General features: G+C 40.8%; 25 protein-coding genes, 1 other RNA gene and 1 riboswitch. Of the genes, 5 read left to right on the plus strand and 21 right to left on the minus strand.

What is annotated here, in order from left to right; translation table 11 throughout:
• Nucleotides 1-109 precede the first annotated feature (109 nt).
• The 15 genes from NST12_RS09660 to NST12_RS09730 all read right to left on the minus strand — a co-directional run bounded on the left by NST12_RS09660 (nucleotide 110) and on the right by NST12_RS09730 (nucleotide 17,616).
• Nucleotides 110-313: a hypothetical protein gene (locus NST12_RS09660; RefSeq protein ID WP_040341714.1), complete on the minus strand. Its 204-nt coding sequence runs from the start codon at nucleotides 311-313 to the stop codon at nucleotides 110-112.
• A 13-nt stretch (nucleotides 314-326) separates the two neighbouring features.
• Entirely contained in the window at nucleotides 327-3,953 is a 3,627-nt protein-coding gene (locus tag NST12_RS09665; RefSeq protein WP_328201093.1) for a dynamin family protein, read from the minus strand.
• A gap of 257 nt (nucleotides 3,954-4,210) precedes the next feature.
• Nucleotides 4,211-4,375, minus strand: a complete 165-nt coding sequence (locus NST12_RS09670) for a hypothetical protein (protein ID WP_156179243.1) — start codon at nucleotides 4,373-4,375, stop codon at nucleotides 4,211-4,213.
• Between the two features lie 84 nt (nucleotides 4,376-4,459).
• On the minus strand, nucleotides 4,460-4,882 hold the full coding sequence (locus NST12_RS09675; protein WP_328201090.1) for an isoprenylcysteine carboxylmethyltransferase family protein: 423 nt from the start codon (nucleotides 4,880-4,882) through the stop codon (nucleotides 4,460-4,462).
• 144 nt (nucleotides 4,883-5,026) lie between these two features.
• Entirely contained in the window at nucleotides 5,027-6,091 is a 1,065-nt protein-coding gene (locus NST12_RS09680) for a type III polyketide synthase (RefSeq protein ID WP_341101074.1), read from the minus strand.
• Nucleotides 6,092-6,322: 231 nt separating this feature from the next.
• Nucleotides 6,323-7,630, minus strand: coding sequence for a nucleobase:cation symporter-2 family protein (locus NST12_RS09685; protein WP_048623531.1), 1,308 nt, complete (start codon nucleotides 7,628-7,630; stop codon nucleotides 6,323-6,325).
• Nucleotides 7,627-8,211 carry a xanthine phosphoribosyltransferase gene (locus tag NST12_RS09690; RefSeq protein WP_048623532.1) on the minus strand — a complete coding sequence of 195 codons (585 nt, stop codon included), beginning with the start codon at nucleotides 8,209-8,211 and terminating at the stop codon, nucleotides 7,627-7,629. Before NST12_RS09690 ends, NST12_RS09685 begins: the two co-directional genes overlap by 4 nt.
• A gap of 136 nt (nucleotides 8,212-8,347) precedes the next feature.
• A riboswitch (purine riboswitch) is annotated at nucleotides 8,348-8,449 on the minus strand.
• A gap of 394 nt (nucleotides 8,450-8,843) precedes the next feature.
• Nucleotides 8,844-10,355, minus strand: a complete 1,512-nt coding sequence (locus NST12_RS09695) for a carboxypeptidase M32 (protein WP_328201089.1) — start codon at nucleotides 10,353-10,355, stop codon at nucleotides 8,844-8,846.
• Nucleotides 10,356-10,575: 220 nt separating this feature from the next.
• On the minus strand, nucleotides 10,576-11,724 hold the full coding sequence (locus NST12_RS09700; RefSeq protein ID WP_341101076.1) for a THUMP domain-containing class I SAM-dependent RNA methyltransferase: 1,149 nt from the start codon (nucleotides 11,722-11,724) through the stop codon (nucleotides 10,576-10,578).
• A 123-nt stretch (nucleotides 11,725-11,847) separates the two neighbouring features.
• An RNA gene (gene rnpB, locus NST12_RS09705) (RNase P RNA component class B) lies at nucleotides 11,848-12,248 on the minus strand.
• An 81-nt stretch (nucleotides 12,249-12,329) separates the two neighbouring features.
• Complete coding sequence (gene gpsB / locus NST12_RS09710) at nucleotides 12,330-12,668, minus strand: cell division regulator GpsB (RefSeq protein ID WP_003355088.1); 339 nt, start codon at nucleotides 12,666-12,668, stop codon at nucleotides 12,330-12,332.
• 114 nt (nucleotides 12,669-12,782) lie between these two features.
• Nucleotides 12,783-13,358, minus strand: coding sequence for a DUF1273 domain-containing protein (locus NST12_RS09715; RefSeq protein WP_328201115.1), 576 nt, complete (start codon nucleotides 13,356-13,358; stop codon nucleotides 12,783-12,785).
• Nucleotides 13,359-13,508: 150 nt separating this feature from the next.
• Entirely contained in the window at nucleotides 13,509-13,745 is a 237-nt protein-coding gene (locus NST12_RS09720) for a CotD family spore coat protein (protein ID WP_048623536.1), read from the minus strand.
• Nucleotides 13,746-14,032: 287 nt separating this feature from the next.
• Complete coding sequence (locus NST12_RS09725) at nucleotides 14,033-15,322, minus strand: ribonuclease H-like domain-containing protein (RefSeq protein ID WP_048623537.1); 1,290 nt, start codon at nucleotides 15,320-15,322, stop codon at nucleotides 14,033-14,035.
• 5 nt (nucleotides 15,323-15,327) lie between these two features.
• On the minus strand, nucleotides 15,328-17,616 hold the full coding sequence (locus tag NST12_RS09730) for a DEAD/DEAH box helicase (RefSeq protein ID WP_327824222.1): 2,289 nt from the start codon (nucleotides 17,614-17,616) through the stop codon (nucleotides 15,328-15,330).
• A 155-nt stretch (nucleotides 17,617-17,771) separates the two neighbouring features.
• On the opposite strand from NST12_RS09730, the gene NST12_RS09735 reads away from it, so the two are divergent.
• Nucleotides 17,772-18,227, plus strand: coding sequence for an Hsp20/alpha crystallin family protein (locus NST12_RS09735; RefSeq protein WP_003355093.1), 456 nt, complete (start codon nucleotides 17,772-17,774; stop codon nucleotides 18,225-18,227).
• 75 nt (nucleotides 18,228-18,302) lie between these two features.
• On the opposite strand, the gene NST12_RS09740 is transcribed toward NST12_RS09735, so the two are convergent.
• Nucleotides 18,303-18,779: a YppG family protein gene (locus tag NST12_RS09740; protein WP_341101080.1), complete on the minus strand. Its 477-nt coding sequence runs from the start codon at nucleotides 18,777-18,779 to the stop codon at nucleotides 18,303-18,305.
• A 173-nt stretch (nucleotides 18,780-18,952) separates the two neighbouring features.
• Here NST12_RS09740 and yppF point away from each other — a divergent pair, with 173 nt between their 5' ends.
• Nucleotides 18,953-19,171 (plus strand): YppF family protein, encoded by a 219-nt coding sequence (gene yppF, locus NST12_RS09745; RefSeq protein ID WP_048623539.1) that lies wholly within the window; start codon nucleotides 18,953-18,955, stop codon nucleotides 19,169-19,171.
• Between the two features lie 153 nt (nucleotides 19,172-19,324).
• Here yppF and NST12_RS09750 read toward each other — a convergent pair whose 3' ends face one another.
• A complete protein-coding gene (locus NST12_RS09750) occupies nucleotides 19,325-19,726 on the minus strand; it encodes a YppE family protein (protein ID WP_327824223.1) in 402 nt (133 codons plus the stop codon).
• Nucleotides 19,727-20,009: 283 nt separating this feature from the next.
• On the minus strand, nucleotides 20,010-20,240 hold the full coding sequence (locus NST12_RS09755) for a hypothetical protein (protein WP_048623540.1): 231 nt from the start codon (nucleotides 20,238-20,240) through the stop codon (nucleotides 20,010-20,012).
• Nucleotides 20,241-20,430: 190 nt separating this feature from the next.
• Between NST12_RS09755 and NST12_RS09760 the strand changes: the two genes are divergently transcribed.
• Nucleotides 20,431-20,538, plus strand: coding sequence for a spore protein (locus tag NST12_RS09760; RefSeq protein ID WP_270583530.1), 108 nt, complete (start codon nucleotides 20,431-20,433; stop codon nucleotides 20,536-20,538).
• 57 nt (nucleotides 20,539-20,595) lie between these two features.
• On the opposite strand, the gene NST12_RS09765 is transcribed toward NST12_RS09760, so the two are convergent.
• Entirely contained in the window at nucleotides 20,596-21,585 is a 990-nt protein-coding gene (locus NST12_RS09765) for a DUF2515 family protein (protein WP_244878002.1), read from the minus strand.
• Nucleotides 21,586-21,699: 114 nt separating this feature from the next.
• Between NST12_RS09765 and recU the strand changes: the two genes are divergently transcribed.
• Together recU and NST12_RS09775 are read left to right on the plus strand one after the other, a co-directional pair.
• Nucleotides 21,700-22,314: a Holliday junction resolvase RecU gene (gene recU, locus NST12_RS09770; RefSeq protein WP_048623542.1), complete on the plus strand. Its 615-nt coding sequence runs from the start codon at nucleotides 21,700-21,702 to the stop codon at nucleotides 22,312-22,314.
• Between the two features lie 77 nt (nucleotides 22,315-22,391).
• On the plus strand, nucleotides 22,392-25,136 hold the full coding sequence (locus NST12_RS09775; RefSeq protein ID WP_341101082.1) for a transglycosylase domain-containing protein: 2,745 nt from the start codon (nucleotides 22,392-22,394) through the stop codon (nucleotides 25,134-25,136).
• A gap of 151 nt (nucleotides 25,137-25,287) precedes the next feature.
• Here the strand turns inward: NST12_RS09775 and NST12_RS09780 are convergent, their stop codons facing one another.
• Nucleotides 25,288-25,824, minus strand: a complete 537-nt coding sequence (locus NST12_RS09780) for a YpoC family protein (RefSeq protein ID WP_270583534.1) — start codon at nucleotides 25,822-25,824, stop codon at nucleotides 25,288-25,290.
• Nucleotides 25,790-26,476: an endonuclease III gene (nth, locus tag NST12_RS09785; RefSeq protein WP_040341728.1), complete on the minus strand. Its 687-nt coding sequence runs from the start codon at nucleotides 26,474-26,476 to the stop codon at nucleotides 25,790-25,792. The genes NST12_RS09780 and nth overlap by 35 nt, the downstream gene beginning before the upstream one ends.
• Between the last annotated feature and the right edge of the window lie 97 nt (nucleotides 26,477-26,573).

Consider the following 26,573-nt stretch of genomic DNA (forward strand, 5'->3'; position numbering starts at 1 on the left):
GGCATTGTTGACAAACTGCCGTTCAGTCATCTTAACATGATGGTGTTTCTCTTTTTTGTTCAAAAAAACCGGAGCTTCGATTGAAAGCCCCGGACTGATTCTTTTCTTCCTAGGACGACCTCTGTTCCAATACCTCGCCTTTCTCTTTTTTCATCAATTTCCTTACATGGTCTTTTGGTGTCCAGCAGTTGAACCGATAATAAGTTTTCGTTTCATAGCCTAAGCGGAGACAGCGAAAAAGCATTCCACTTTCCGTTTTTTCGGCTGAAAAATGAATGCAGGTGGCGCATGCGTGGAACCGGTTGACAGACAAATCCAATCTCCTCCTAAGCGATGTCTTTTTGAAGCACCTTCAGCACTTCTTTCCATTCCTGTATATTTTCCGTTGCTTCCAACGCTTCCATCCAAGCGGAGAATTGTTCCTCGCATTCAGATGCCAAGCTGTTCTTCAGGCGGTTGAATTGTTCGTCCAAAATCTCTTTTATCCATTGGCTCAATTTTTCTTTTTCGTTAAAAAGATATTGATCGGCTAACGGCGACAGTATGTCTTCCAATTTATTCTGCATGAGCTGTTTCTCATTCTTTTCAAAAAACGTTTTGGCATTTTTGAAAAGAGCGAGCGCCGGTGAAAACGTTTCTTGTGGAAGAGAATGAAACGCTGCCGGAAATTCAGGCGTTTCTTTCGTCGGCCATTCCAAATCAGAAAAGTAAAGCTGTTCTTGAATACTTTGATAGTGTTCGTGCAAACTTTTTTGCTTCGCATTTAAAACTTGGTGTAGAAATTTCTCCGCCCGCAAGCTTGTGGCCCGCATTTCTTGAGACAAATCAAATCCGATAGAACTCAAAAAGTCCTCTAATGCTGTACGAAGTGCTGCCTTTCCGCTTGACGGCTGCAAAACAGATGGATTAAAAGATTCTTTAAAAAAGTCTGGAAGCCGATAAAAAACACGTTGTTTCACATAATACACGAGCTCGTCGATTTCTTGACACAACCGTTTCCACAAAAAATCGGGAGTTTCCTTTTGCAAATGTTGGCTGATTTGCTCTTTTTGCTTTGCCAGCAATGCTTTCTTTTCTTTTCGGTTTTCCCGATTCTCCTCTGCCGTTTTGATCAATTGCTCCAGCTGCAAGACTGCACGCTTCATATCACGTTCTGCAGATTGTATGGCAATCTTCGTTAAATCATATTGTAAAAAAGATTCGAATGCTGATTGAAACGACTCTATCCGCGATTGCTTTCGTTTGTTCGGGTCTAGAGCAAGCAGGCTTGAGACGCCGTAAATTCGCGGGAAGCGAATGCCATACTGCAGCAACTGACCTTGAACATACGATAAAACATCCGCCATTTCTTCCTCATCATTAGCAAGATCTACGGCATTAACGATAAAAAACATTTTATCCAATTCAAACGAGTCTTTCACCCGGCCAAGCTGAATCAAGAATTCACGATCTGCTTTTGAAAATGCGTGGTTATAATAGGTCACAAATAAAATCGCATCGGAGTTTTTAATATACTCAAAGGCGACTCCCGTATGGCGGGCATTGATAGAATCAACTCCCGGAGTGTCAACCAATGTGATTCCCAATCTGGTAAATTCACAATCATAATAAAGATCGATGGATTCTACAAAACAGCTTTGACGTTCATTGGCCACAAACCCCCGGAACGTTTCCAAATCGACGACGAGCGTTTCCCCTAAATGGTCTTTATATTCCGGAAATCCTTCATAAAACGCTTTTAAAAAGGACAGATGAATATTTTCTTTTCCATTTTTATTCTCGTTTGCGGTAATGTTTGGAATGCGTTCATATCCTTCCTCAAGGGAATCCGCCTTCACATGAAAAACACCTAAAGAGGACTGCAAATCGGAAAGCATTTCCTCCCTCGTTTTCAAATGGACTGCCGCTGTCCGATCATGATTGATTTCATTCGGTGGGTGAATACGATTCACCGCTGCGGTCGTCGGATTAGGGGAAACCGGCAGCACTTTTTCACCAAGCATGGCATTGGCAAAGGAGGACTTGCCGGCACTGAAAGCCCCGAATAATGCAATCGTAAATTCTTGTTTTCCTAAGCGGTTTGCTTTCTCCGCTAATTCTTTCCGCAAATATTTAAAGCCCGGAATTCCTTTTAAAGCTTCGCTCCATCGATGCATTTTCTCTGCAATGATGACAGGAGAAAAAGCCGGCGCTTCAGATTCAGCCTTCTTTGACTCGCTTTCTTTTCTTTGGATTTTTGGAATCGATTCCGTTTTTGATGGATTCGCTTCTTTTGTAAAAATTTCCGCTTCCTGCTCTTCGGCTTCCCATTTCCGCATTCTTTCATCGAAGGTCGGAGAGTAAGAGTACGTGCCGGTTTTCAACATTGCAAACGCTTTTTTTCTTTCGTCTTCAAGAATGTCAAGTTCTTTCCATTGAAGCACAGCATTTTTCTTTTGATTCCACTCTGTCCATTCGTTTTGCAATGATCCCAGCTCCGACTGCCATTTTTGCTCCAAAATCGATTTGGCCGTTTCCAGCCATTCATTGCTGGCCATCCGAGCCATCTTTTTTAGCTTTTCGGCTACTTCGTCGCAATAATGCAGCACGGAATCACCTGTTACTTGAGCGCCCGGTTTAATCGCCGTCATTAAAAGCGATGAATCCAAATGGACCGTAAATTCTTCCGCCTTCATTGCTAAATCGTCATGAACGAGATTGTATTTTTTCAGCCATTTTGCCTGCAAGTCACGAATATGCCATTCGACCTGGGCCTTTACTTTTTCCTGCAAGTCAGCTAAAAACAGCTCTAATCGACGGGTCTTTTCTTCTTCCGTTTTTTTCTTGCTGAAAAAAAAGCCGACTTTAAAATCAGGCTGGTACGCTTCCAAAAAGGACTTGGCAAGTTCCCGCGTCTGCGCCGGCATGATATAAGCATTTTTTAAAATGGTTTCCCGTTCGTTTTCCAATTCCTCCACTGCTTTTTGAACATCTTTTTGTTCGATTTTTATTCTTAGTTGTTCTTCCTTTGAGAAAATCTCTTTTTCATTCCATTCGCTTCCTAGTACTGCCGCTAGCTGCTCTCTTTTTTCGTCTTGTTCTTTTTTCAACCATTCCAAATGCTCCGCAATCAGCCGCTCCGTCATCGCTTCGGCAGACTGCAAGGATAGCTCCTCCCGCATTTGGATGCTATCTGCCACCAGCTTTTTCACAACGGAAAAATCATTGAATGGATGATCAGGCTCTTTTAAGCTTGTAAAATAAAATCCTTCCGGACGGACTCCCCAATCATCAAAAGCACGGTAAACTGATTGCCGAAATTCATCAAAAGACAATTCTTCTTGATGATGCTTGTCAATCTGATTAATAATTAAGTACAATTTTGCTCCATGGGAAAGGAGCTCTTTCGTATAAGTAAAATTCAATTCTGATTGCACATGATTATAGTCCATGACATAAAACACCATATCAGCCAAATGCAAAGCCGACTCTGTGGAAATGCGATGGGCATCATCGGTTGAATCAATCCCAGGTGTATCCATCACCGTTAAGGTTTTCGGCAGCTTGGACTGCTTGCGGCCGATTTCAATGGATTCCACTTCCATGCCATTTTTACAAAATTCTTTTATTGTATCAAACTCGTACGAACCTTTGAACAAAAGCGGTTTGCGGTTTCGATACAAAATTTTCGCAAAGTCCTCGTCGGCATGGCGAATTTTGACTAAATTAGCGCTTGTCGGAATCGGACTCGACGGCAAAATCGATTCCCCTGTCAGCTGATTGATCATCGTTGATTTTCCAGCTGAAAAATGACCGCAAAAAGCAATAATAAATTCCTCTCGATAGAGCTTTTTTAGAAATCGTTTTGCTTTTTCCGCCCTTTCATGGTCTCCGAATTGCTGAAACCGTTCATAAAGCATCATGCTTTTCGCCATCATTTGTTCCGTTGTCTTATGTTTATGTGCAGTTGACATGTATTCCCTTAACCCCTTTATCGCTTAAACTAAAACCGTTCAGCACGGCGCTGACAGAATAAAATTCTCTTTTTATTTTATCGGAAATTGTCCTCTATTCCCATAAATATTTTTATTTTCAGAAAAACACTAATATAGTTTTTCACTGATTCCCCTTCATTCTAATAAAGTTTTATAGGAAAGAACGATTTAAAAGGATGAGCAGCCAAAACCTTTTTATTTCCAAACAACAGAAAAGACAAACATTTTGTTTGCCTTTAACGGTGGGAATGTATTGGGACATAAACGGGATCGTCTTTTGATTCTTGCTGAGATGGACGAGAAGCAGAGGACAGACTTTCAGGCTGAAGAACATGATTCAGTACGTATTTTAATGTTAATCCGCAAATAACGACCGTTAAAAGGATGAAAATAGCGATCATGGCTTTGCTCCTCTCTTTTCATGCACATGATAATCATTTTCATTAGTAATTAGACTATAGCATAAACGAGAATCATTTTCAATGTCATTTTTCACGTACATTTCGTTTTCGCTTTGGCCAAAGCTGGCGCTCCAGCAAGTCTTGATAATTTGTGTAGGCTAAAAGAGCTTTTTCTTCCGTTCGGATGCGAATGCGGAGCATCGATTGATTGAGGAGAAAAAATAAGAACAAGGTGATATACGCTTGGAACAGAAGCGGGATTAAGATCAATTCGAGTGTGACAAGCCAATAATTAGGATGTCTAATCCATCGGTAAGGTCCTTTTTTAATCGCTTCCGCTCCTTTAAGCACGATAATTTTTGTATTCCAATAAGGGCCTAACGAAGTGATAATCCATATCCTTGCCATTTGAAGGCAAAAAAACAGTAACAATAAAAAAATCCAATAACGATGAGGTGTTTTGCCAAAACCTTGAACTTCAGCTAAAAGGGATAGAAAAAAAAGCACAGTGCAGGAGGACCATCCAAGGATAATGACCAGAGCCGAATTCCACTGCTCCTTTATCGATCAGCCGTTTTTCGTTCCTTTTCGCTATTCTCAGTTCGATCAACCGTTGCAATACTAACCAACTTAATACGAAAAAAAACAGCATTATGTCCACCTCATGAGCAAAAGTTCTGTGCTGAATCCCGGCCCAAGGGCACAGGCAAGTCCGATTTCGTCGCTGCGGATCGATTTTTTCAGCACTCGTTCCAACACATAAAAAATGGTGGGGGAAGACATATTTCCGTATTTTCTCAAAATGAAAGCAGCATCTGCTGTCATTTCGCGATGAATGCCAAAAGCTTCTTCATAGGCTTGAATGACCTTTTTCCCTCCAGGATGGGCGATAAAATGGGATATTTCGTTCCAAGAAAGTTTTTGCTCAGCCAAAAAATCTTCTACAACTGGTTTAAGCCAATTTGCCACTAGGGTCGGGATATCCTTTGAAAAAATAACATACAGACCGTTATTGCGTATATCCCATTCCATGACATCAAGTGCGTCTTTTTTTAGCACACTTTTGGCTGCAAAAATATGTGGGAGAGTCTGTTTCGCTTTCACTACTGGACTCTCCACGCCGCAAACGAGCATACACGCCGCTCCGTCACCGAATAAAGAAGTACCGATCAAATTGCTTTTAGATCGGTCATCTAATTGAAACGTCAAACTGCATAACTCAACTGCCAAAACGAGCACATTTGCCTTTGGAAAGGCTTTGCAATACTCAAACGCCCGAGCCAGCCCCGATGCTCCGCCTGCGCATCCTAATCCCCATATAGGAATTCGTTTCACAGACGAAGAGAACGGAAGTATATTCATAATTCTCGCTTCCAGGCTGGGGGTGGAGAGTCCCGTCGTGCAAACGGTAAAAATCGCCTCAATATCTTCATAATGGAGCGGTTGTTTGTCCAGGCAATTTTGAATGGCCTCTTTCCTTAACCGCACTGCTTCTTCAACAAACAGCCGATTACGCTCTTCCATATCATGAAATGTTTGATACCACTCTATGGGCTTCACAAAATAACGAGTCTCAATTTCGGCATTTTGAAACACTTTCAGCATCCTGTCCACAGGGGGATAACCGGAAAAAATCTGTTTTACCAATGCTTGTACTTCCTCTTGGGAGGCACAATAGTCAGGATTGGCATGCCCCGCCGCTACAATCATTCCCATCGGAATCCTCTCCTGTTTTGTAGTAATAATAGTTTTTCCTTCCGATTGACAGTTATGATTCCAAAAATCAAGACAATCTGTCCGGGCATCCTGTGAATAGAACAAAAGTTTCACCGCAAACAACACTGGCCCAGCATACCCCCGGATTTGGTATGAAGGGCCAAATAAAAAAGCAAGGAATCGAGTCCCTTGCCTTTCATTTATTTTTTCCAGCTAAATTTTTGAATATTTTTATGAAATTTTCTGTTGAATCACAGCTGTGCTTTTATCTGTTCTTTTGCCAATCATATGAAACACGATATTCAAAACAATGGCTGTCACACTTCCAGCCACAATTCCATTTCCTGTTAATATTTGCAGAGCTTTCGGTAATTGGCCAAATAAATCCGGCACCACTGTCACTCCAAGTCCCATCCCAATGGAACAAGCCATAATCAATAAATTTTCTTGCGATGTAAAATCGACTTTGCTTAGCATTTTAATTCCTTGAGCTATGACCATGCCAAACATTGCCACCATTGCCCCGCCTAAAACAGAGGACGGGATGATCGTTGTAAAAGCTCCTATCTTTGGAATCAATCCAAGAAGCATTAAAATGAACGCCGTTACGAATATAACAGATCTTGATTTGACGCCGGATAGTTGGATAAGTCCGATATTTTGCGAAAAAGCCGTGTACGGAAAAGAATTAAAGAGAGATCCTAAAATACTGGCAATCCCTTCAGAACGATATCCTTTTTTGAGATCATCTTCATTTACTTTCTTTTCACAAATATCTGCCGCCGCAAAATAGACGCCGGTTGACTCAACAAGACTCACAATCGCCACAAAAATCATGGTCAAAATGGAAGTCCAATGAAAAGCTGGCACACCCAATACAAACGGCTTAATCATATGGAACCAGGATGCTTCCGAAACGGGTGAAAAATCCACTTTTCCCATCATTGCTGCCGCCATTGTACCAGCCAATAACCCAAGAAGAACAGAAATGGATCGAATAAAACCTGTGAAAAAACGATAAAGTACGATAATGACAATTAATGTTCCAAAAGAAAGGGCAATATTGGCAGGAGAACCGAAATCGGGGCTTCCTTCTCCTCCGGCCATATTTTTCATGGCAACAGGTATTAGTGTAAGACCAATAATCGTAACAACAGAGCCCGTTACGATCGGCGGGAAAAATGGGACAAGTCTGCTGAAAACAGGCGCAATCAGCACGACAAAAATCCCTGAAGCCAAAATGGCTCCATAAACACCCGGCAAGCCGTACGACTGTCCGATGGCGATCATCGGAGCAACAGCCGTAAATGTACATCCCAACACAATCGGCAAACCGATTCCAAACCATTTTCCTTTCCATACTTGCAAGAAGGTCGCTATCCCGCACATAAAAATATCAATCGATACTAGATAGGTTAATTGTTCGCTGGTCATTTTCAACGCACTGCCTGTAATTAAAGGAACAATCACCGCCCCAGCATACATGGCCAAAACATGCTGCAGCCCTAACGAAGCCGTTTGGATCCATCGGTTTTTCATAGCAATGCCTCCTCATGGAATCGTACTTTACCGTTTTCCAATGACTGAATTCGGACCAACGACTCCACTCGAATATTTTGCTTACGAAGAAGGGAACCGCCATTTTGAAAGGCCTTTTCAATCACGATGCCTATTCCAACGAGGTGTGCACCTGCTTGTTTTAAGATATCCAATAAGGCGCAAGCTGCTTGTCCGTTTGCCAAAAAATCGTCGATAATCAGGACACGATCGCTTTCGTTTAAATATTTTTTCGATACATAGATGGTGCTCTTCTCACGTTTTGTAAAAGAGTACACCTCTGATAAATAAACATTTTCCGACAAAGTCAAAGATTTGTTTTTGCGAGCGAAAATAGCCGGCACTTTCAGTTCAAGAGCCGTCATGACCGCCGGAGCAATACCGCTTGATTCCAATGTCAGCACCTTTGTAATGGACTCGTTTTGAAATCTTTTCGCAAACTCTTCCCCCATTTCCTTGACAAGGAAAGGATCGATTTGATGGTTCAGGAAGGAATCGACTTTCAGCACCTGATCAGATAAAACCAAACCTTCCTTTAAAATTTTTTCTTCCAAATGCTTCATCATAGTCCTCCTTTTCTTTTGACCCGCAGAAAAGAAAAAAGCCCGCAGGTCATTGCATTCCCCAAACATGAGTGAAGCAATGCCCTTTGAGCTTTTAAAGGGACAAGGAAAAACAGGACAGATCAAATCAAATCGGTCCGCCTCATTGCTCACTCATAGTCAGACTGTTTACGGCAGTCCGGTAGAGACTGGCAAGCCATATTCTTGCCATTATATGAGTGAATGCATTTTGAAATTTTACTAACATTATAGCAAATTAGTAAGTGATTTCAATAGAGAATACGAACATTATTTTGTTTGAATAAATCTTTCCACGATATATTCCTCTTAATTCTGAACATTCTTTATTTTTCTGTTTTTTTATACTTTCGGAAAGATTCGCAGCGATGCTATTACGTTACCTATGGTTTACGCCCAACAATTAAAAAAATGCTTTCATACAAGCCCCTACTATTTAACGATAACGGTATCACACCAAAGCCATAAGCTAGAAAAAGAGGAGAAACTTTTTTCTCCTCAAGAAACATGAAACGCTTTTTGATCGGATGATCCACTATATAACCATAAACTTCTAAAAAATGAGATCATGCCTTTTTCAAAGAAAATCAAACATCAGACGGTTTTCCGGTGAGCTATAACCGGTAAATGTCCGTATATTTATTGCGGATGTAACGGATGAAATATTCCGGATTTAATTCTTCTCCTGTCGCATCCATTAAAATTTCGAGCGGTTTTTTTAATTTTCCGTATTGGTGGACATTTTGATTGAGCCATTCTTTGATCTTAAGCAATTGGCCTGTTTCCAGAAGCCCCTCCAAATCAGGTAAATCCTTTTTCATACTGTAGTAAAATTGGGCTGCATACATAAGTCCGAGACCGTAGGAAGGAAAATAACCAAAATCTCCTCCTGCCCAGTGGATATCTTGGAGCACGCCTTCTCCATCGTTTTGAGGAGAAACGCCTAAGTATTCTTTATATTTTAAATTCCAAATTTCCGGTAAATCTTTCACCTGTATTTCATCTTGGAAAAGCGCTTTTTCTATTTCATACCGAATAATGATATGGAGCAGATAAGTACATTCATCGGCTTCGATCCGAATCAATCCCGGCTTTACTTCGTTCACCGCCCGATAAAACTCTTCTGTAGAAACGGTATCAAACTGGCCATTGGAATAGCGCTTCAAGAGATCAAAATGCTTTTTCCAAAAATGACGATGTCGGCCGATAAAATTTTCATAAAACAATGATTGTGATTCGTGAATGCCCATTGACGTGCCGGCACAGAGAGGTGTTCCGATCAAATCATGGCGGATATTTTGTTCATAAATGGCATGACCTCCTTCATGGATCGTACCGAATATGGCGACCCGGAAGTCTTGTTCATTATAGTGAGTCGTTACTCGAACATCACCCGGATTTAAGGCTATTTCAAAAGGATGAATCGTTTCGTCCAATCGGCCGGCTTCTAAATCATACCCCATTTTCTTTAATATCTGTAAGCTAAATAAGCGCTGATTTTCTTTTGGAAAATATTCAAATAAAAAATCGGTTTTTGGTTTATGAGGCGACTTCTCAATTTTTGAAACAAAATCTACCAGAAATGTCCGGACCTTTTTAAAAACAGGATCTAAAACATCCACTGTCACTCCTGGTTCGTACAAATCAAGCAATGCATTGTATGGATGGCCTTCATAGCCCCAATATTCAATAAATCTCTTCTTATACTCAACGATTTTTTCTAAATAAGGTCTAAACATTTCAAAACGACTTTCTTCTTTTGCTTGTTCCCATGCATTCTCCGATTTTGACTGCAATATTATGTACTCTTTATATTCTTGAGTCGGAATTTTTTTATTGCGATGATATTCCTTTTTGCATTCTTCTAGTATTTTTGCAACTGTCGGCGAAAGCTTTTCTTCATGAGGGGATAAACTGGCAATAAAAGATGCCATTTCGTCGGAGACAGACATTTGAAACAATTCAGAAGACAATACCCCCACCACATTGGCACGCTGCTGAATTCCTTTTTTAGGCGCACCTGTCCGCATATCCCAATAAAGAAGATTTAAAGCCTCTTGAAAAGAGGTCATTTTTTGGATATATTGCAAAAAATCGTTTTCAATTTCTTTCGTCATTGGATTCATATAGGTCCCCCCTTTTCTCCGTATGAACCCATTTTACCACATTTTCCAAAAAATATCGGCGGGCTTTTAAAAACGGTCTAATTGCGAAGATTTTAAAATGTATATTTGCTTTCTGTAGATAAAACCGACCACTCGCTATTTAATCGAACAATCCGATACAGTCTATTCGATACCGGAGCTTTCTGCACAAATATTAAACTGCGGGGAAGACCCCCGCCAATCAATATGATCTCACGTCTTTTGGTGGTTTCGGCCCCCAGTATTGATAAAAATCCGTTCTGATAAATCCGTTAAACAACTTTCTTTTTTTCGTTGCCGGTTTTCCATAAAATGTTTCAAATTGCCGATGGGAAGTCAAAATATAAATCGACCAAGTCTCTAATTTTGCAAAAGTCCTCCCCATTTCCCGATACATAGCCTCTACTTCCGCTTTTTCTCCTAACCGCTCTCCATACGGAGGATTCCCGACGATCACTCCGTATTGTTTTGTGGTATGAAGATCTTTTACCTGCATTTGCTTAAACTGAATCATTTCGCCTAGGCCAGCTTCGTAAGCGTTTTGTTTGGAAATGTCGATCATCCGATGATCGATATCCGTCTCCATAATATCCAATTCTCGGTCGTATTCGGCAAGATCTTCCACTTCAGTGCGAGCATCGTCCCAAATAGCGGTATCCATCCAAGGCCATGTTTCAGAAACAAAACTGCGATTGAATCCAGGAGCAATATTTTGACCAATTAATGCCGCTTCAATCGGAATGGTTCCCGAGCCACAAAAAGGGTCGATAAACGGACGGTCCGGCGTCCAATTCGTAAGCAATACTAAAGCCGCTGCCAGTGTTTCTTTTAACGGCGCTTCTCCCTGTCCAGCACGGTAGCCTCTCTTGTGCAGTCCGCTGCCCGATGTGTCTAGCAACAGTTCCACTTCGTCTTTATGGATGGCCACTTCAATTTTGAACAAAGCTCCGTTTTCTTCCAGCCATGAAGGGTGATGATACGCTTTTTTTAGACGTTCGACAATCGCTTTTTTGACGATCGCTTGGCAGTCCGGAACGCTGTACAGCTTGGATTTAACGGATTTGCCTTGAACGGGAAATTCAGCATCTACGGGCAAAAATTGTTCCCAAGGCAACGCTTTTGTTTGTTCAAAAAGTTCATCGAATGTGAATGCCTTAAAATGGCCGACGCGAATTTTGATCCGGTCCGCCGTTCTCAACCAAAGATTGGCATGGGCAATGGCTTTTTCATCACCTTGAAACAGGACTCTTCCGTTTTCGGTTTTGCATTCGTATCCCAAGTTTCTGATTTCCTTCGCCGCAATGGCTTCCAGTCCCATTGCAGTAGTCGCAATAATGGTATATGTTGACATTTCATCACCTATTCATTTTTCATTGATAACCGTATGTAGAACAAATGGGACTCCTTCTTAAACCCATAATAAAAGCTCCCCCAAAAGGAGAGCTTTTTATACATCCTATTCCCGATAATAACGTTCTGTAAGCCATGTTCTGTTCCTTCGTACTGCAAGCGACTGGGATAGTCTCGTACTCAGGCGGTAATCATCTATCTGCAAGCAAGAACATCTTGCTTGCCCTTCTCTCCGTTCATTTCCTTCGAGAAGGCGCCCCTACCATAATTTGGGTTGCTCACTCGCGGGGTTTACCTCGTTCCACCTTTGCGATTTCTCGCAAAGCTGCGTCACTGTGGCACTTTCAAGGTAATCATACCATATCCCTTTAAGGGACTTAGGTATTTTCCCTGCCGTCAGCCCAGCAAATGCCGAGCTGCCCTGGCTTATGGTTTCGCCAGGCACGAACACTACGGGCATCTCAGCACCGTGTGAGCATGGACTTTCCTCTGCAGCCTTTAAGGCGGCAGCGATTACCTGAACGTTATTATCCTTTTGGCTTGAACTATTATAAAAGAAACAGCGCAAAAATTCAACGTCATTTTCTTTATTCATGACGAAAAAGGTTAATCTTCATAAAGCTTATCGCCGAATACATGTTTTTCTAAATTGGAAAGTCTTTTTAAAATGTCATAATTGGTGACAGCTGGCTGCGGCTGGCTGGCCGGCTGCGTTTGAAGCCGTGACATGGACGGAGACTCCACTTTAGACGCTTTCTCAAGCTTCATTTTCAATCTTAAGTTTTCTTTTTGCAATTCTTCAATAGCTTGGTGAAAAGTTTCGTAATCTTTAATGACAAGATCCAAAAATTGGTCAACTTCTTCTTGATTATATCCCCGCATGCTTGTCTTAAATTCTTTTTCTAAAATATCTTTCGCCGTTAACTTTACTTTATTAGATAACATAAAAGCCATCACCTCTATTTTCAAAAGGTCCGCTTTCTCCAGCAGGACTCGACCATCCAGTATGGAGAGTACACTTTATTTTTTCAAATATATGGACTTTTGTCAATTATGAACCTACCACTCATGATTTTTCCATTGTTCTTCTTCTACAATGTTCTGCAAATCAAAGAAAGTGATTTGCTTAATGCTATAAGACGGATTGATTTCTTGATATTTTTTAGCTTGTTGATAAAGGTACTTTGGCGATCCTTCCTTTTCTTCATCATATAAAAGCACTAGACAATCGCTTTTTTGAAGAAAGAGCTTGTTTTTATTTTGAAATTGCCAGGGACCGGTATAAGGCTGTTTTGAAATGGAATCCACAAAATCGGCGTTGTTCAGGATGTCAAAATACATCTCTTGGTTCGCTTCATTCCAATTTTTCTCCTGATCTAAAAAAGGAGTTAATACAGCCAGCTTTAAATCAGGATGTTCTATCCGCATGTTCAATACCACATCCGCTGTCCAGCATTCAACTCCCAATTGACCGCTAATCAGGACCCATTCAAGACCTTCTTCCAATAATTCTTGAATTTCTTTTTGAATGGCTTTTTTTATGTAATCAATCGCTTTGGCATCATGATGAAAAATACCTAATTCTATCGGCTTATATCCTGATACAGCAGCTACCTTCGTATCAATCCCTCCCATTGAGTTCAAAACAAGGTCCGTCCCCTTTCGCATAAGGGGCCAGACCCTTCCTGGTTTTGCCGCTCACTTTCCCTTAAAAGAAGCTAATTTTTCTCATAAACCGCAAAATAAGGCAATATTCGAAAAAAGTGTATCATTAGGCACTTACCGTTAAGGACCAAATAGCGGCCTTGGCTCCGGCCCGAATCCCACCAAATCTTGGTGAAGCGCATCATTTACTGTCGGTTCTGTATATGGAAAATAGCGCTGATGCTGAAAAACATGGTGATTAAAAGTGGTTGTATGACTTGGATGGATGTGTGGTACTACATAATGATGAATCAGATGATTTTCGCGATTAATTGTCGGATGAATAATCGGCGGTAATACTTTTGGTCTGCAATACATGTTTTTTCTCCTTTCTCTCCAGGTTTTTATATGAATAGCCTATGAGAAAAAAGAGAAACATGTATTAATGCAAAAACCTAATTTACAGGAAAGAATAGAAAGTATCTTTTAAATGAATCATCATCACACTCATGACGAGAATAAACACAAAAAATAAAACCAGCAATGCCCGATACACTTTCAATCACCCCTGTGTTTAGTTCGTTCTGTCTATATTTTATAATCATCTGTACCAATCCTCAAATGAAAAAATGACCATTTGTCGAATTTTGCGATTGCCCGGGAAATTACCTTGTCCATTCTTGATTCTTCAATAATTTGCGCCGGATCCGTTCCAATCTTTTATATAGGTCATTTGTCTCCGTTTGTTCTTTTCTCGTTCTTCCATGCCATCGCTTATAGTGGTCGAGTGCTTTTTCCGCAAAGGTATAGGCAGCCTCCAAATTTTTTTCTTTATGTTCATAATACTTGCTAAGCTCAATGAGGGCTTCTTTTTTCATGGCGATAGGCCCTTTTTCCGCTATTTCAAGCCATAGCGGTACAGCTTTCTCATACTGTTTTCCCTTTTTGTATTCTTTTGCCAGAAGCTGCTTTGCCCGAAAATCAACGCTGCTATCTGTCTTTTTTTCTTCCACCAAGTCTTCTAAAGATCGCATTGCCTGTTTATTTTCGCCAATATAGTGGAACCATTTTGCCACTTGGTATTTTTCATTTTCTGTTTGATCGACAAGACCCAGAATTTGATAGGTTAAATGGATGTATAACGAAATGAGGCTAAGTATATCATGCTCATTATGCTTTAAAATGCCTATCATTCCATCCGGCTTTTTTCTTTCTACATAATCAAAATAAATCATCGGAGCCAAATAGCCGGGAACGTCATCCTTCCGTTCAATTCCTAAAATGCTCTTTTCCACATTGGACAGTTTAACGGACTCGAGTTTCTCTTTCCACATTCTCCGTGCAGCATGGAATAAATCAAAATGACCGAATTCCGGCAGCTTTGGAACATGCTCGCGGATTAAAGTATGTCGTGTTTTCACCTGTGGCCAGTCAAACGCTTTCCCATTGTAAGTAACCAATTTTTGGTAATCGATATTTTCCAAAAAACTTTGATAAAGTGCAATTTCATAACCCGGTTCAGGCAAAATATGCTGAACAACTTCCACTTGATGGTCCAATACACGGGCATGGCCCAATAAAAAGATCGTATTGCCCGCACCGTGTCCCAGCCCCGTGGTTTCCGTGTCAAAGAAAAACAGCTCATCATGAGATAGTCCCTTGGCTGATAAAGGATGGTCACCATCCCACTGGTTCCAATGCCGGACAGCTTCGATCAGTTCACGGAAACTGTACTTGCCATGGCGATGATCGAGGCTGTAAAACGATCGGCGAATCAAACAGTATTGATGGTCAAAAAAATAGGGCTCAGCTCCAGCTGCTCGCCATTCATCGAGGTAAGGAATCTCTTTCTCTTCTTCCTGTTCCGTTTTTGGCGGGTTTTGATCTAATCGGACCACTTCTTTGTCTCGTACTAAATGGGATTTCATTCGTTGCAGTTTACTCGATAACGACATGTTCCTCACTCCATCGGTTCATTGACCGCTTTAGCGAAAAGATCTAGCAGCCGTATTGTATGATCTTTGCCGTGCTTTGAAGCGACATCCGTTCCAATACAGGACGGACAGCCGTTCTCGCAAGGACAACTCTCAACCAACTCTTTTGCGCTGAAAATCATTTCTTTCATTCGGTTATACACTTCCGTGCTTAATCCAATGCCTCCCGGATAATGGTCATAAATAAAGATCGTCGGTTTTCCATTGTAATTTGCTTTTACTTGAGGCGCTATATGAATGTCCGAGGGATCGCATAGAATATGCAACGGAATAACGGCTTTTAAACTATGCGCAGCGCCAATCAATCCCTCTTCTAAATGTTCTTCGGAAAAAGTTTTTAAATCTTGCTGCAAAGAAATCCAAGCGGCACTCGTATGAATTTCCTCTTCCGGAAGATGAATAGGTCCTGAACCAATATTTTCATGGGTATCTAGTTTTATTTTTTTGAAAATAGTCGGAAGAATATGGATTCCTACATCACCAAAAGAGATTAGCGCCTGTTCATTTCCCCGCTGTTTGTCAATTTCCAACACTTGGAGCTGAATCGCGAGGTTGGCATCCGTATAATAATCTACATCCACTTCTCTTACATACGCTTTTTTTTCATCCCAATCCAATTTTTCAACTTGATATTGAATTCCCTGATGAAGATAAATCGCTTCTTCATGAAGAAGTGTCATGGCGCTAAAACGGTCCATTTCCCCAATCACTTTGACATTGGCTGTTTCCGTCGTATCAATAATCACGACATTCTCTTGAGAAGCAGACCGCAAGCTGATATTATGAGCCGGGAACGAGTCGTTCATCCAATACCAACGTTCGCCTTTATAATGAAGAATTCTTTCCTCTGTCAAAAACTCCAAAATCTCTTCCACTTCTGCATTTCCAAACGTTTCTCCTTTTTGAAAAGGAAGTTCATATGCAGCACATTTTATATGGTCTACTAAGATGATTAAATTGTCTGGATTAATCCGTACTGTTTCCGGTTTTTTGTCCAAAAAGTAATCCGGGTGATCGACAATATATTGATCGAGAGGGCTGGAAGTAGCCACCATGATCACTAAAGATTCTCCTTGTCTTCTGCCGGCTCTGCCCGCTTGCTGCCAAACACTGGATACCGAACCTGGATAACCCGTCATCACACACGCCTGCAATTGACCAATATCCACGCCCAATTCCAGAGCATTCGTACTGACTACTCCGTAAATATCTCCTTTTCTTAAACCTTCTTCGATTTCTCGCCGTTCCGATGGCAAATAGCCGCCACGATAACCACGGATGGACTTAGGACCTAATTCATGCTGGACTAGTTCCTGCAAATAGGAAAGAAGCAGTTCTACCCGGACTCGGCTTCTAGCGAATACGATGGTTTGAATTTTGTTTTTCAACAGTTCGCCGGCTATTTTCCGAACTTCAAAAAGCGCGCTTCTGCGAATGTTCAGCGGCTTGTTGACGACCGGCGGGTTATAGAATACAAAATGCTTTTTCCCGCTTGGAGCGCCATTATTGTCGATCAAAGCCATAGGCGTTTCGCAAATCGCTTGCGCTAACTCCTTTGGATTCGCAATCGTCGCTGATGTGCAAATAAACACTGGATCGCTTCCGTAAAATCGGCAAATTCGCTTCAAACGCCGAATGACATTGGCCACGTGGCTGCCAAATACTCCACGATATATATGCAATTCATCAATAATGACAAACTTTAAATTTTCAAATAAGGAAACCCATTTTGTATGATGGGGCAAAATCCCGGAATGCAGCATGTCCGGATTGGTAATGACAATATGTCCGGCTTTGCGGATTTTTTGCCGGATTCCCGACGGAGTATCACCGTCATATGTATAACTATTAATATCAGCCCCAATTTCCATTATCATTTCGTTTAATTCGCTTTTCTGATCTTGTGACAACGCCTTTGTCGGAAATAAATAAAGGGCTCTTGATGAAGAATCGGACAAAATGGATTCAAGAACAGGCAAGTTGTAGCACAATGTTTTTCCCGAAGCAGTGGGGGTCACTACGACAAAACTCTCACCATTTCTAGCTTTCTCATAAGCTGCAAGCTGGTGAGTATAAAGACGATCGATCCCCCGTTTTTGAAGCCCTTCTTTCAATAAAGGATGGAGCGTTTTTGGAAAGGGAGCTGTTTTCGCTTCTTTTTCGGGAATGGTATGCCAATGTACAATCTGATCCTTGATGGATTCATCCGTTTTCAGCCACTCAATCGCTTCTTGTATCGTTTTTTTCTTTTCCATTTCATCGTTCACCTCAATACTGTCTATTGTACCGAATAAACGTTCTCTTTAAAAGAAAAATGTTGCACCGTATAACACCCGCAAACGGCAGTCACCTCTCCAACATTTTGGCATATTGTAAATGAAGAGACCCATTGAAGAAAGGAGATTAAAAAATGGCGATGGACAGCCATCTTCCAGAGAAACCGAAAAAGCGCAATACGTTTGACGACTGGATGAAATCCATGAACGGCATTTTTCCTGAGCGGCCGATGAAAAATTTTTTAAAGCACATCGATGAGTTTTTTGCCGGCTCTTTTCCGGTGGAAGTAAGAGAAAAAGAAAAAGAATACTGGATATTGGCTAAACTGCCCGGTGTATCGAAAGAACAAATTGGAATAGAAATCAATGCTCAATTTGTCACTATTACCGTTTCTGAGCAAGAGTATGTACTGGAGGAAAATGAGAAGCGTCAAATCGTGCAAGAGCAAACTTCTTTTAGGAGACAATCAAGAACGATTCCTCTCCCTGCACTGGTTAATGAAAAAATGGCAAAAGCGAAGTACAAAGACGGCCTGCTAACATTGATTTTACCGAAAAAGAAAGGGAAAATAATTGAACTATCCGATTGACATGATTTTCTTGCAATCCACGTATGAAAACCCGCCTTCCAAAACGGCGGGTTCTTTCATTTCCTGAGTTGAATCCTATGATTGTTTAAATACGCTGCTAAACCCTTTTACCACACTCGAAAATTGATTCATTACCGCCATCATCTGACCGGCAGTGTTAATCATTTTGTTCATATCCAAAGTGCCATCCTGATTTTTGAAAGAATTCATGATCGTGTGAAATCCTCCTGATGGCGGTTTCATTAAGTTGCCTTTCGGGTATGGATGCAAATAGTTTATTTGTGTGGGGACAGTATGTTTCTTAGGTTGCAGCGGATTTTCAAATAAGTCGCTGCTGTTCGTTGTTGCCGGGGGCTGATTTGGGATTGCGGGATAAACGTAAGAACTCCCGGCATTTTCCGCATTTAAAGGATCATAAGCTTGATAAGGGTAGTGAGCATAATGATGAAAAATGGGACTAGACTGGCCATGAGGTAAAATTTCATAAGGTTGGCCTGGATCAGCTTGATAATGAGCCAAATACGGATAACCGCTAGTCGTTTGCCTCCGCATCATGTTTTCTCCTTTCTCTATTTCTGTTGATTTATTTTATGTGGCAAAAGTTGAAAAGTGAATTCATAATTTTCCGATAATGTCGATATTTGTATATCTATTTTTTACAAAAATGTGTCCAAATAAGTGGCTATTTATGTTAACATAGAACAAACAAAGAGGGGGTTGATAAAATGACCATTCACGAGTTAAAAGAAAAATTTCTGGAAAAAAAATCTTACCCGCCGCGAGATTTTAATCAGCTTCTTGATTTTGCCAGAAATTTGTATTTGTTGAATGAGCTGCCTCTCAGAGACTACAGAGACGTTGTCCGTGATTTAGAAACCGCCGGAGCAATCAGTCCCATTGTCTTGGAACAATCGTTATGGAAGAATACAACTTCCGCTTTATAATCTCAATAAAGAAGCGGATTTTAAAAGGTTAGTCCGTCCCTTTTAAAATCCGCCTCTTTTTTGTTTCCGCCTTAAAACTCCCTTTATGCGCCCTTACGAAAATATTCCGCCCATATGATTCTATTCCTTGTCTGATGATTGAAAAATGAAGTTTTACGATTCATTATCATTAATCACATTTTTTGAGGATTCTCCATCATGAACATTCCGTTTTACTTCATTTAAAACATACTCCACTGTATGAACGGTTTGCTTAAAACGACTGTAGCTAGTTTTTGGAAAAAAGGCTTGTACAGCGATGATTTGCAAATTTTCTAATGTCGCGGTTATTTGTTGTTTATGGATGTACTTCGGTTTTTGACTCATAAGCCACTTTTTTGCTTCCGCTTCCCATTCATAACTTAACGATTTCATTTTGTCTGCAAAAGGCTTCACTTCCGTATAAAAATCCATTTCTTTCCCCGTTGATCGAACGGTTTCATACACTTCATCCGCCTGCTGAACAAGCTTTAACAGTTCGCTAGTTAATATCCATAAATTTGATTGTCCAGCCATATACATCCCCCCTTTAATCATAAAACAAGATCTAACCAAATCATCTTTAATCAATGGGGCTGCCGTTTCAAGCACTGAATAAAAGTTTCGTGCAAAGCGGATACGTACAAAAGGAAAGAATGAAAGACGCAAGATAAAAGGATGGTCCAAATATCGAAAATATAATGAAAACGGCTTTTGGCGAATCAATATGAAAGACTTTGACATTCCCGCTGACAAGAATAAAAAAAGCAGCTTATTTATCATCTATAAGCTACTAAAAAAACTATAACGAAACTGTTCTTCACAACGCAAGTTTTCTAACAGATGAAGGGTTCATTTGTGTATAGGAAATGTATTCCACATTTGCTTCAATATCTGCCAATTGGTCCATAAGCCATTTTTTTTGCTTTTCAATCGATTGAAATCCCGCTTCTTTCTCCTGATGAATACTGACCGTCAAAAGATCATCCATATCTTCGACTTTCTCTTCTATTTGCTCAAACAACTTTAAAATTTCTTCTCTTTGTATCATAGAATTTCCTCTCCTTTCCTTCAAGGTATTACCCATATTCTTGATTTTTTTGCCATTCCCTGCCTTCTTGACAAAACTAGATGCCATTCGGCAAAGAAAGAATTTTTTTAACAGAATGGGCTATTCTTTTCCTTCTTTCACCGTATTTTTCCTTTCCGAAAAGCTAACAATAGGACGGGAGGTGTACAATATGGCTGAGAAAAAAGAACAAAAGCCGAAAAACCAAGGTACTCGTTCTGAGACAAAATCCGCCTATGGTGACAAAAAACTCTCGGGACCTAACCGCCCATCAACGTAGTCCATCATTCATTCAAGACCGAAAAAGCAAGGAATTCCTTGCTTTTTTGGATTCTTTTTATATCTTTTTCATCAAGCTTGCCCATTGGAGTTGAATCTGCTTTTGAACAAACCATTCTGTTAAATGGACGGGTTTTCCAGGTTCGGAATCCATAAACCATTCATCTTTGATGACCGCTTCTTGCGACCAGTCTCTCCTTGTATGTATATGATGTTCCACGATCGGAAATGCCCATCGAAGCATGGGCGTCTGGCTATAAAACGGCTTTTTCATAAAACGCTCGTAATCTTTCCGCGAACCAGTATGCTCCACCTTTCGAGCAAATAACAAAAAATGAGGATAAAGATCCGTATGAAACAGGATATGAGCCAACCGCTTTCCTAAATCGATTCGCGCATCCACGTTGCGAAACGAGGTCACGCTGGAACCGTATAAATTTCCATTGATCGTCGGAAATAAAACCGTGCTGAAATGCAAACATTCCTCCACCCAAAACAGCAATGAACGAAAAACTTTCTTTTTGTACAGAGGATGTTTTAATATCGGTTCTTGAATAACGTTTTGTTCATTGATGATAAGTGCTTTCAGCAGCCGATCTCCGTCTTTTTCCACCCAAAAGCGCTCCCATTCTTCAATCATAAATTGGGAAACGCCCCAGCGATCTAAACTTCGAAAAAGAGGGAGATTTTCTAATTTGGAGAAATGATATAGAAGCAATTGCGGATACGCATCACGAAAAATCAGCCAATTGGCTCTTTCATAAGCTAAAAACATATGGTCCCTAGTTTCTTCTTCTAATAACGTGATCAATTGTGGACTTTTTAAATCACACATATTATATCCAGCATTTCTGGATACCATCGACGCCAAAAAAGCCCATTTTATCTCTGGGTGATGGCGGTAAAAATGAAAATAAGCGCTCGTTCTGCTGATATTATCCATGTTATGGCGCCAAACTGCCTTTAAAATAACGTCTTCCATTGAGGAAAAACGGTCAGCACCAACGATTTTGGAAAAAATACAACGAAAAAATAAGGTTTTGTTCATATATCTCGCCTCTTTTCCATATATAAGCTTATGATAGCGACAATTTCAGATTTTTATTCCCCCATTTCGGCTCGGTTTCTGATATGATATGTAGTAGTCTGCGAGGTGTTGATCGTGGAGTTTCATTATCCAAATGGAAAAAAATACAATCCTTCTCAACAACAAATAGCGAAAAAAGGCCATTCAAAACCGATACGATACGGCAATCGAGGAATGACTCTCGAAGAAGATCTCAATTTGACCAATCAGTATTATTTAGAAATTGGACATGCTGTCATTCATAAAAAGCCGACACCTATTCAAATTGTTCAAGTAGATTATCCGGCAAGGAGTGCCGCTGTGATCAAAGAGGCTTATTTCAAACAGCCATCCACTACAGACTATAACGGAGTATACAAGGGGAGATATATTGACTTTGAAGCCAAAGAAACGAAAAACTTGCACTCTTTTCCACTGCAAAATTTTCACGAACATCAAATCCGCCACATGATGCAAGTGGAACAACAAAAAGGCATCTCCTTCGTTATTATCCGTTTCACCACAACGGATGAAGTGTTCTTGCTTCCGAGCCAACATCTTTTTCGATTTTGGGAACGGATGAAAAACGGGGGAAGGAAATCCATCAAAAAAGAAGAAATTGAAAATTATGGGAAAACTATTCCGATTAAGTATCAACCTCGCATTGATTATTTGGAAGTGGTAGACATTCTTTACCATTCTTATTTTTAATTTCTGCCAAAAAACCCATAATGATATCAAAGTAGAAAGCGATTAGGTTTTTATTTTTGAAAGTGAGGAGTAAGCTTATGGCTGACCAATATAAATCACGCACAGAACGACGAAGACAGCAAAGCAAAAAACCAAAAAAGAAGCGAAATGGCGGTTCTTTGGCCAAACGTATCCTGTTATCATTGGTGATTGTCGGTCTCGTCATGTTGGTGGGCGGGATTGGAACGTTCGCCTACTTCATTAAAGACGCGCCTAAATTAAATGAATCGATGCTAAAGGACCCCATTCCTTCCAAAATTTACGACAAGGATGGACACTATATTACCTCGGTGGGATCCGAAAATCGGGACTATGTCAAATATGACGAGGTCCCCAAACTAGTGAGAGATGCGATCATTGCCACCGAAGATGCCCGTTTCTACCAACATCACGGGATCGATATTATTCGAACCATTAAAGCCATTATCAGCAATGTGACAAACGGTTATGGTTCCCAAGGCGGAAGCACCATCACTCAGCAAGTAGTCAAAAACTCATTTTTGACTCATGAAAAAACGATTAAACGAAAAGTACAAGAATGGTGGCTGGCATATCAGCTAGAACGTAAATATACAAAAGCACAAATCTTTGAAATGTACGTCAATAAAATTTATATGTCTGATGGCATATTCGGAATTAAAGCAGCGGCAAAGCATTACTTTAATAAAGATCTGAATCAATTGAATCTGACGGAAGCAGCCATGCTGGCCGGTATGCCACAAAGCCCGAATAATTACAATCCGTTTGAACATCCGGAACAAGCAGAAAAACGAAAAGATATCGTTTTATCATTGATGAAACAACACGGGAAAATTACTGAACAGCAAATGCGTCAAGCGGAAGCGGATCATGTCACTCATTATCTTGTCCCTCCATCCAAACGAAAAGTCGATACGGCGGATAACAAGTATGGTGCTTTTATCGACCTTGTCGTGGATGAAGTGAAAAACATGGGCGGCTACAACGCTTATTCCGATGGATTGAAAATTTACACCACTTTGGATCCGGATGCCCAAAGCTATGTAGAAAATATGATGAACACCAATGATGTCATTCAATATCCGGATGACAAGTTTCAAGCCGGGCTCGTTCTTTTAGATACGAAAACTGGTGAAATTCGTGCAATCGGAGGCGGAAGAAATCAAAAAGTAAGAAGAGGCTATAACTATGCTGTCGATGCCCACAGACAGCCAGGTTCTACGATTAAGCCTCTCATCGATTACGGTCCTGCGATTGAATACTTGAAATGGTCCACCTACCACCAGCTGACCGATGAGCCTTACAGCTACTCAAACGGACAACCGATTCGCAATGCCAACGGCACCTATAAAGGCCAAGTATCGATTCGAAAAGCGCTGCAATGGTCTTACAATATTCCGGCTTTAAAAACATTCCAAGCCGTCGGCCCTGATAAAGCAAGCGAATTCCTTTCCAACTTGGGAATTCATTTCGACCATATGTATGAGTCATACGCCATCGGCGGAATGGATCAAGGTCCTTCACCGCTCCAAATGGCAGGTGCATACGCGGCGTTTGGTGATAACGGTATTTACCATAAACCGCATTGTATTAAGAAAATTGTGTTGCGCGATGGCGAAACGGAAATCAAAAATCAGATTGACCCGCAAATTGCCATGAAAGACTACACCGCCTATATGGTGACGGATATGTTGAAAGACGTCGTCAAATCCGGTACAGGACAAACGGCGAATATACCTGGACTTCCTTTAGCAGGAAAAACCGGAACGACCAACTATGATGAAGAAACGCGGCAAAAGTATGGTATTCCTGATTATGCCAACAAAGATTCGTGGTTTGTTGGCTACACTACAAAATATTCAATGGCCGTTTGGACCGGCTATCCTGAACCGAATAAAAACTATTTAACGCCTGAAGAATCCAAAATTGCTCAGAAAATGTTTAAAAACGTGATGGCGCATGTTTCCTCCAATACGGAAACAAAAGACTTTAAAAAACCGAAAAGCGTTGTCGAATTGCCGATTGTAGCAGGATCCGATCCGCCACGGATAGCCAGCAAAAGCGTGCCGAGGGATAAGGTTGATTACGAATTATTTGTCCGCGGAGAAGAACCGACCCAATACTCTGATGATTCTTCAGATGACAATAACCAAGAAAAGAAAGACGATAAGAAAGAGGAGGAACAAACCGTTTCTGCACCATCTGGTTTAAGCGGACAGTACGATCCGTTAACACAAAGCATCACGTTATCATGGAATTACGATCAACCGGCCTCGTTTGAAGTGACTGCCTCTTCAAGCCAAGGCACTACGACTCAAACGACGAATGGTACGTCCATCGTGATTTCCGGCGTCCAACCTGGTTCAACTTATTCATTTTCAGTGGTGGCCATTGTAGATGGCAAACGCAGTGCACCTGCTTCTACGAGCGTAAATGTTCCAGGTGAAGAAAATTCGGATCAATCACAAGGCAATAATCAAGACCAAGGAACGACGAATCCAAATGAGAACCCAACCGACAACAATAACGGAAATGAAAACAGTAATAACGGCATGAACGGCGGTAACAATAATAATGACAACAGCAACGGCAATAATGGTAATAGCAATAACCAAAATCCAGAGCAACCAAGTAACAACACAGGAAATGGAAACCAAAGCGGCGGTAATGGAAGCAATAACCATACACAGCCAAATCAACCGAATCAGCCATCTACACCGCCCAATCAAAATAAACAACAACCCGTTTCAGGGCAATCAACGAAGGGTTCGGCTTCGACCAACAGCGTTCCGCCTAACGAATAATAGACCATGCATCCATGACCAAGGGGATTTTTCCTCTTGGTCTTTAAAATTTGATTTTCAAGAGAAATGACAAAAAAAGGACTACCCCTTCTTGCTTTTCACAATGATCTTACGTCTTCCAAGATACTGTGAAAACGAAGGAGTAGTCCTTTTACTTTGCTTCTTTTTGTTTCCGTTTTTGAATAGCAGCCATTTTAGCATATTGCTTATACTGTTCTGTAAACAGTTCATCTAATTGCCTGAAAGCAGGATAACTATTTGGCCTTTCCATAATAAATTGAAGCCGTTCAGCTCCATTTACGGGTTTAGCATAAAATCCATCCATTTTCTCTTTCCAATTGCTAAGTTCGACCGGCGCAGAATTGCTCCAAAACATCAACATAAAAAACAACGCTATTCCTGCCCTCATCTCGCTTTTAAGTACTTTTTCTCTTTTGGAGAATTTTCTTTCTAACCCTTCTCGAATTTTTTCCCATTTGTTCAATAAAATTGGAATCGATTTTTCTGGATTTTCCCAAGGGTACTCTTCTATTGGACTATTCCAATAAAAAGACAACTCAAAAAGAAAATAAGGAAATTTCTCCAGTTCTGCCGCTGATAACGGTGCTTGATTTTCATCGAACGGTTTTGAGCGCAAAAAGAAAAAATCGTCCTCAAGCTCCTTCGGTAGTTCTCTTTGCTTCTTCAAGCCCTTTCTTCCCCTTCATTCTTTTTTTTCCTTCACGGCACAAAGACAATAACGGGCATTCTTCGCATTTCGGCGATTGCGCTTTGCAGTGATACCGTCCAAAAAAAATAAGCCGATGATGAGTGATGGACCATTCCTCTTTCGGAACCTTCTTCATAAGAGTTTGTTCCACTTCCCACACACTGTCTTTCCAGCGGCAAATTCCTAATCGCTTGCTCACTCTTTCCACATGAGTATCCACCGCTATGGCCGGTTGTCCGAAAGCAATCGAAACGACGACATTTGCGGTTTTCCTTCCAACTCCGGGCAATTCCATCAGTTCCTCTTTCGTTTCCGGTACTTGCCCTTGATGTTTCTCGATAAGTATTTTGCACAATTTTTGAATGTTTTTTGCCTTAGTGCGATAAAGCCCGATGGATCGAATATCTTGTTCAAGCTCCTCTAACGGAACACGAACATAGTCTTCCGGTCTTTTATATTTTTGAAATAATGATTTTGTGACTTTATTAACATGCGCATCGGTGCTCTGGGCAGACAGCACTACAGCGATCAGCAGCTCGAATGGATTTCGGTGATTCAGTTCCCCTTTCGCATTGGGAAACATTTTGGCTATTACGTCTAAACAGTAGCGAATTTGCGATTTTGTCAACATCATCGTCACCGCCTTTCTCTCTAAAAATAGACTGACCCATTGTCCGTAAGATTGTACGGATGCCGAACAAAAATACTTTTACGGTCCTGTCCTTTAC

Source organism: Bacillus sp. FSL W8-1127, from assembly GCF_038006725.1.
Lineage (GTDB): Bacteria > Bacillota > Bacilli > Bacillales > DSM-4216 > Bacillus_O > Bacillus_O smithii.

What these genes read in the sequence shown, in the direction of transcription:
- NST12_RS09760 (WP_270583530.1), top strand. Translation starts at nt 20,431, where the DNA reads ATGGCTGAGAAAAAAGAACAAAAGCCGAAAAACCAAGGTACTCGTTCT.
- NST12_RS09725 (WP_048623537.1), bottom strand. Translation starts at nt 15,322, where the DNA reads ATGTCGTTATCGAGTAAACTGCAACGAATGAAATCCCATTTAGTACGA.
- NST12_RS09690 (WP_048623532.1), bottom strand. Translation starts at nt 8,211, where the DNA reads ATGAAGCATTTGGAAGAAAAAATTTTAAAGGAAGGTTTGGTTTTATCT.
- NST12_RS09720 (WP_048623536.1), bottom strand. Translation starts at nt 13,745, where the DNA reads ATGTATTGCAGACCAAAAGTATTACCGCCGATTATTCATCCGACAATT.
- NST12_RS09700 (WP_341101076.1), bottom strand. Translation starts at nt 11,724, where the DNA reads ATGTCAACATATACCATTATTGCGACTACTGCAATGGGACTGGAAGCC.
- NST12_RS09735 (WP_003355093.1), top strand. Translation starts at nt 17,772, where the DNA reads ATGGCGATGGACAGCCATCTTCCAGAGAAACCGAAAAAGCGCAATACG.
- NST12_RS09740 (WP_341101080.1), bottom strand. Translation starts at nt 18,779, where the DNA reads ATGCGGAGGCAAACGACTAGCGGTTATCCGTATTTGGCTCATTATCAA.
- NST12_RS09730 (WP_327824222.1), bottom strand. Translation starts at nt 17,616, where the DNA reads ATGGAAAAGAAAAAAACGATACAAGAAGCGATTGAGTGGCTGAAAACG.
- NST12_RS09695 (WP_328201089.1), bottom strand. Translation starts at nt 10,355, where the DNA reads ATGAATCCAATGACGAAAGAAATTGAAAACGATTTTTTGCAATATATC.
- NST12_RS09665 (WP_328201093.1), bottom strand. Translation starts at nt 3,953, where the DNA reads ATGTCAACTGCACATAAACATAAGACAACGGAACAAATGATGGCGAAA.
- NST12_RS09670 (WP_156179243.1), bottom strand. Translation starts at nt 4,375, where the DNA reads ATGATCGCTATTTTCATCCTTTTAACGGTCGTTATTTGCGGATTAACA.
- NST12_RS09755 (WP_048623540.1), bottom strand. Translation starts at nt 20,240, where the DNA reads ATGATACAAAGAGAAGAAATTTTAAAGTTGTTTGAGCAAATAGAAGAG.
- nth (WP_040341728.1), bottom strand. Translation starts at nt 26,476, where the DNA reads ATGTTGACAAAATCGCAAATTCGCTACTGTTTAGACGTAATAGCCAAA.
- gpsB (WP_003355088.1), bottom strand. Translation starts at nt 12,668, where the DNA reads ATGTTATCTAATAAAGTAAAGTTAACGGCGAAAGATATTTTAGAAAAA.
- NST12_RS09685 (WP_048623531.1), bottom strand. Translation starts at nt 7,630, where the DNA reads ATGAAAAACCGATGGATCCAAACGGCTTCGTTAGGGCTGCAGCATGTT.
- NST12_RS09750 (WP_327824223.1), bottom strand. Translation starts at nt 19,726, where the DNA reads ATGGCTGGACAATCAAATTTATGGATATTAACTAGCGAACTGTTAAAG.
- NST12_RS09680 (WP_341101074.1), bottom strand. Translation starts at nt 6,091, where the DNA reads ATGGGAATGATTGTAGCGGCGGGGCATGCCAATCCTGACTATTGTGCC.
- NST12_RS09775 (WP_341101082.1), top strand. Translation starts at nt 22,392, where the DNA reads ATGGCTGACCAATATAAATCACGCACAGAACGACGAAGACAGCAAAGC.
- yppF (WP_048623539.1), top strand. Translation starts at nt 18,953, where the DNA reads ATGACCATTCACGAGTTAAAAGAAAAATTTCTGGAAAAAAAATCTTAC.
- NST12_RS09715 (WP_328201115.1), bottom strand. Translation starts at nt 13,358, where the DNA reads ATGGGAGGGATTGATACGAAGGTAGCTGCTGTATCAGGATATAAGCCG.
- NST12_RS09765 (WP_244878002.1), bottom strand. Translation starts at nt 21,585, where the DNA reads ATGAACAAAACCTTATTTTTTCGTTGTATTTTTTCCAAAATCGTTGGT.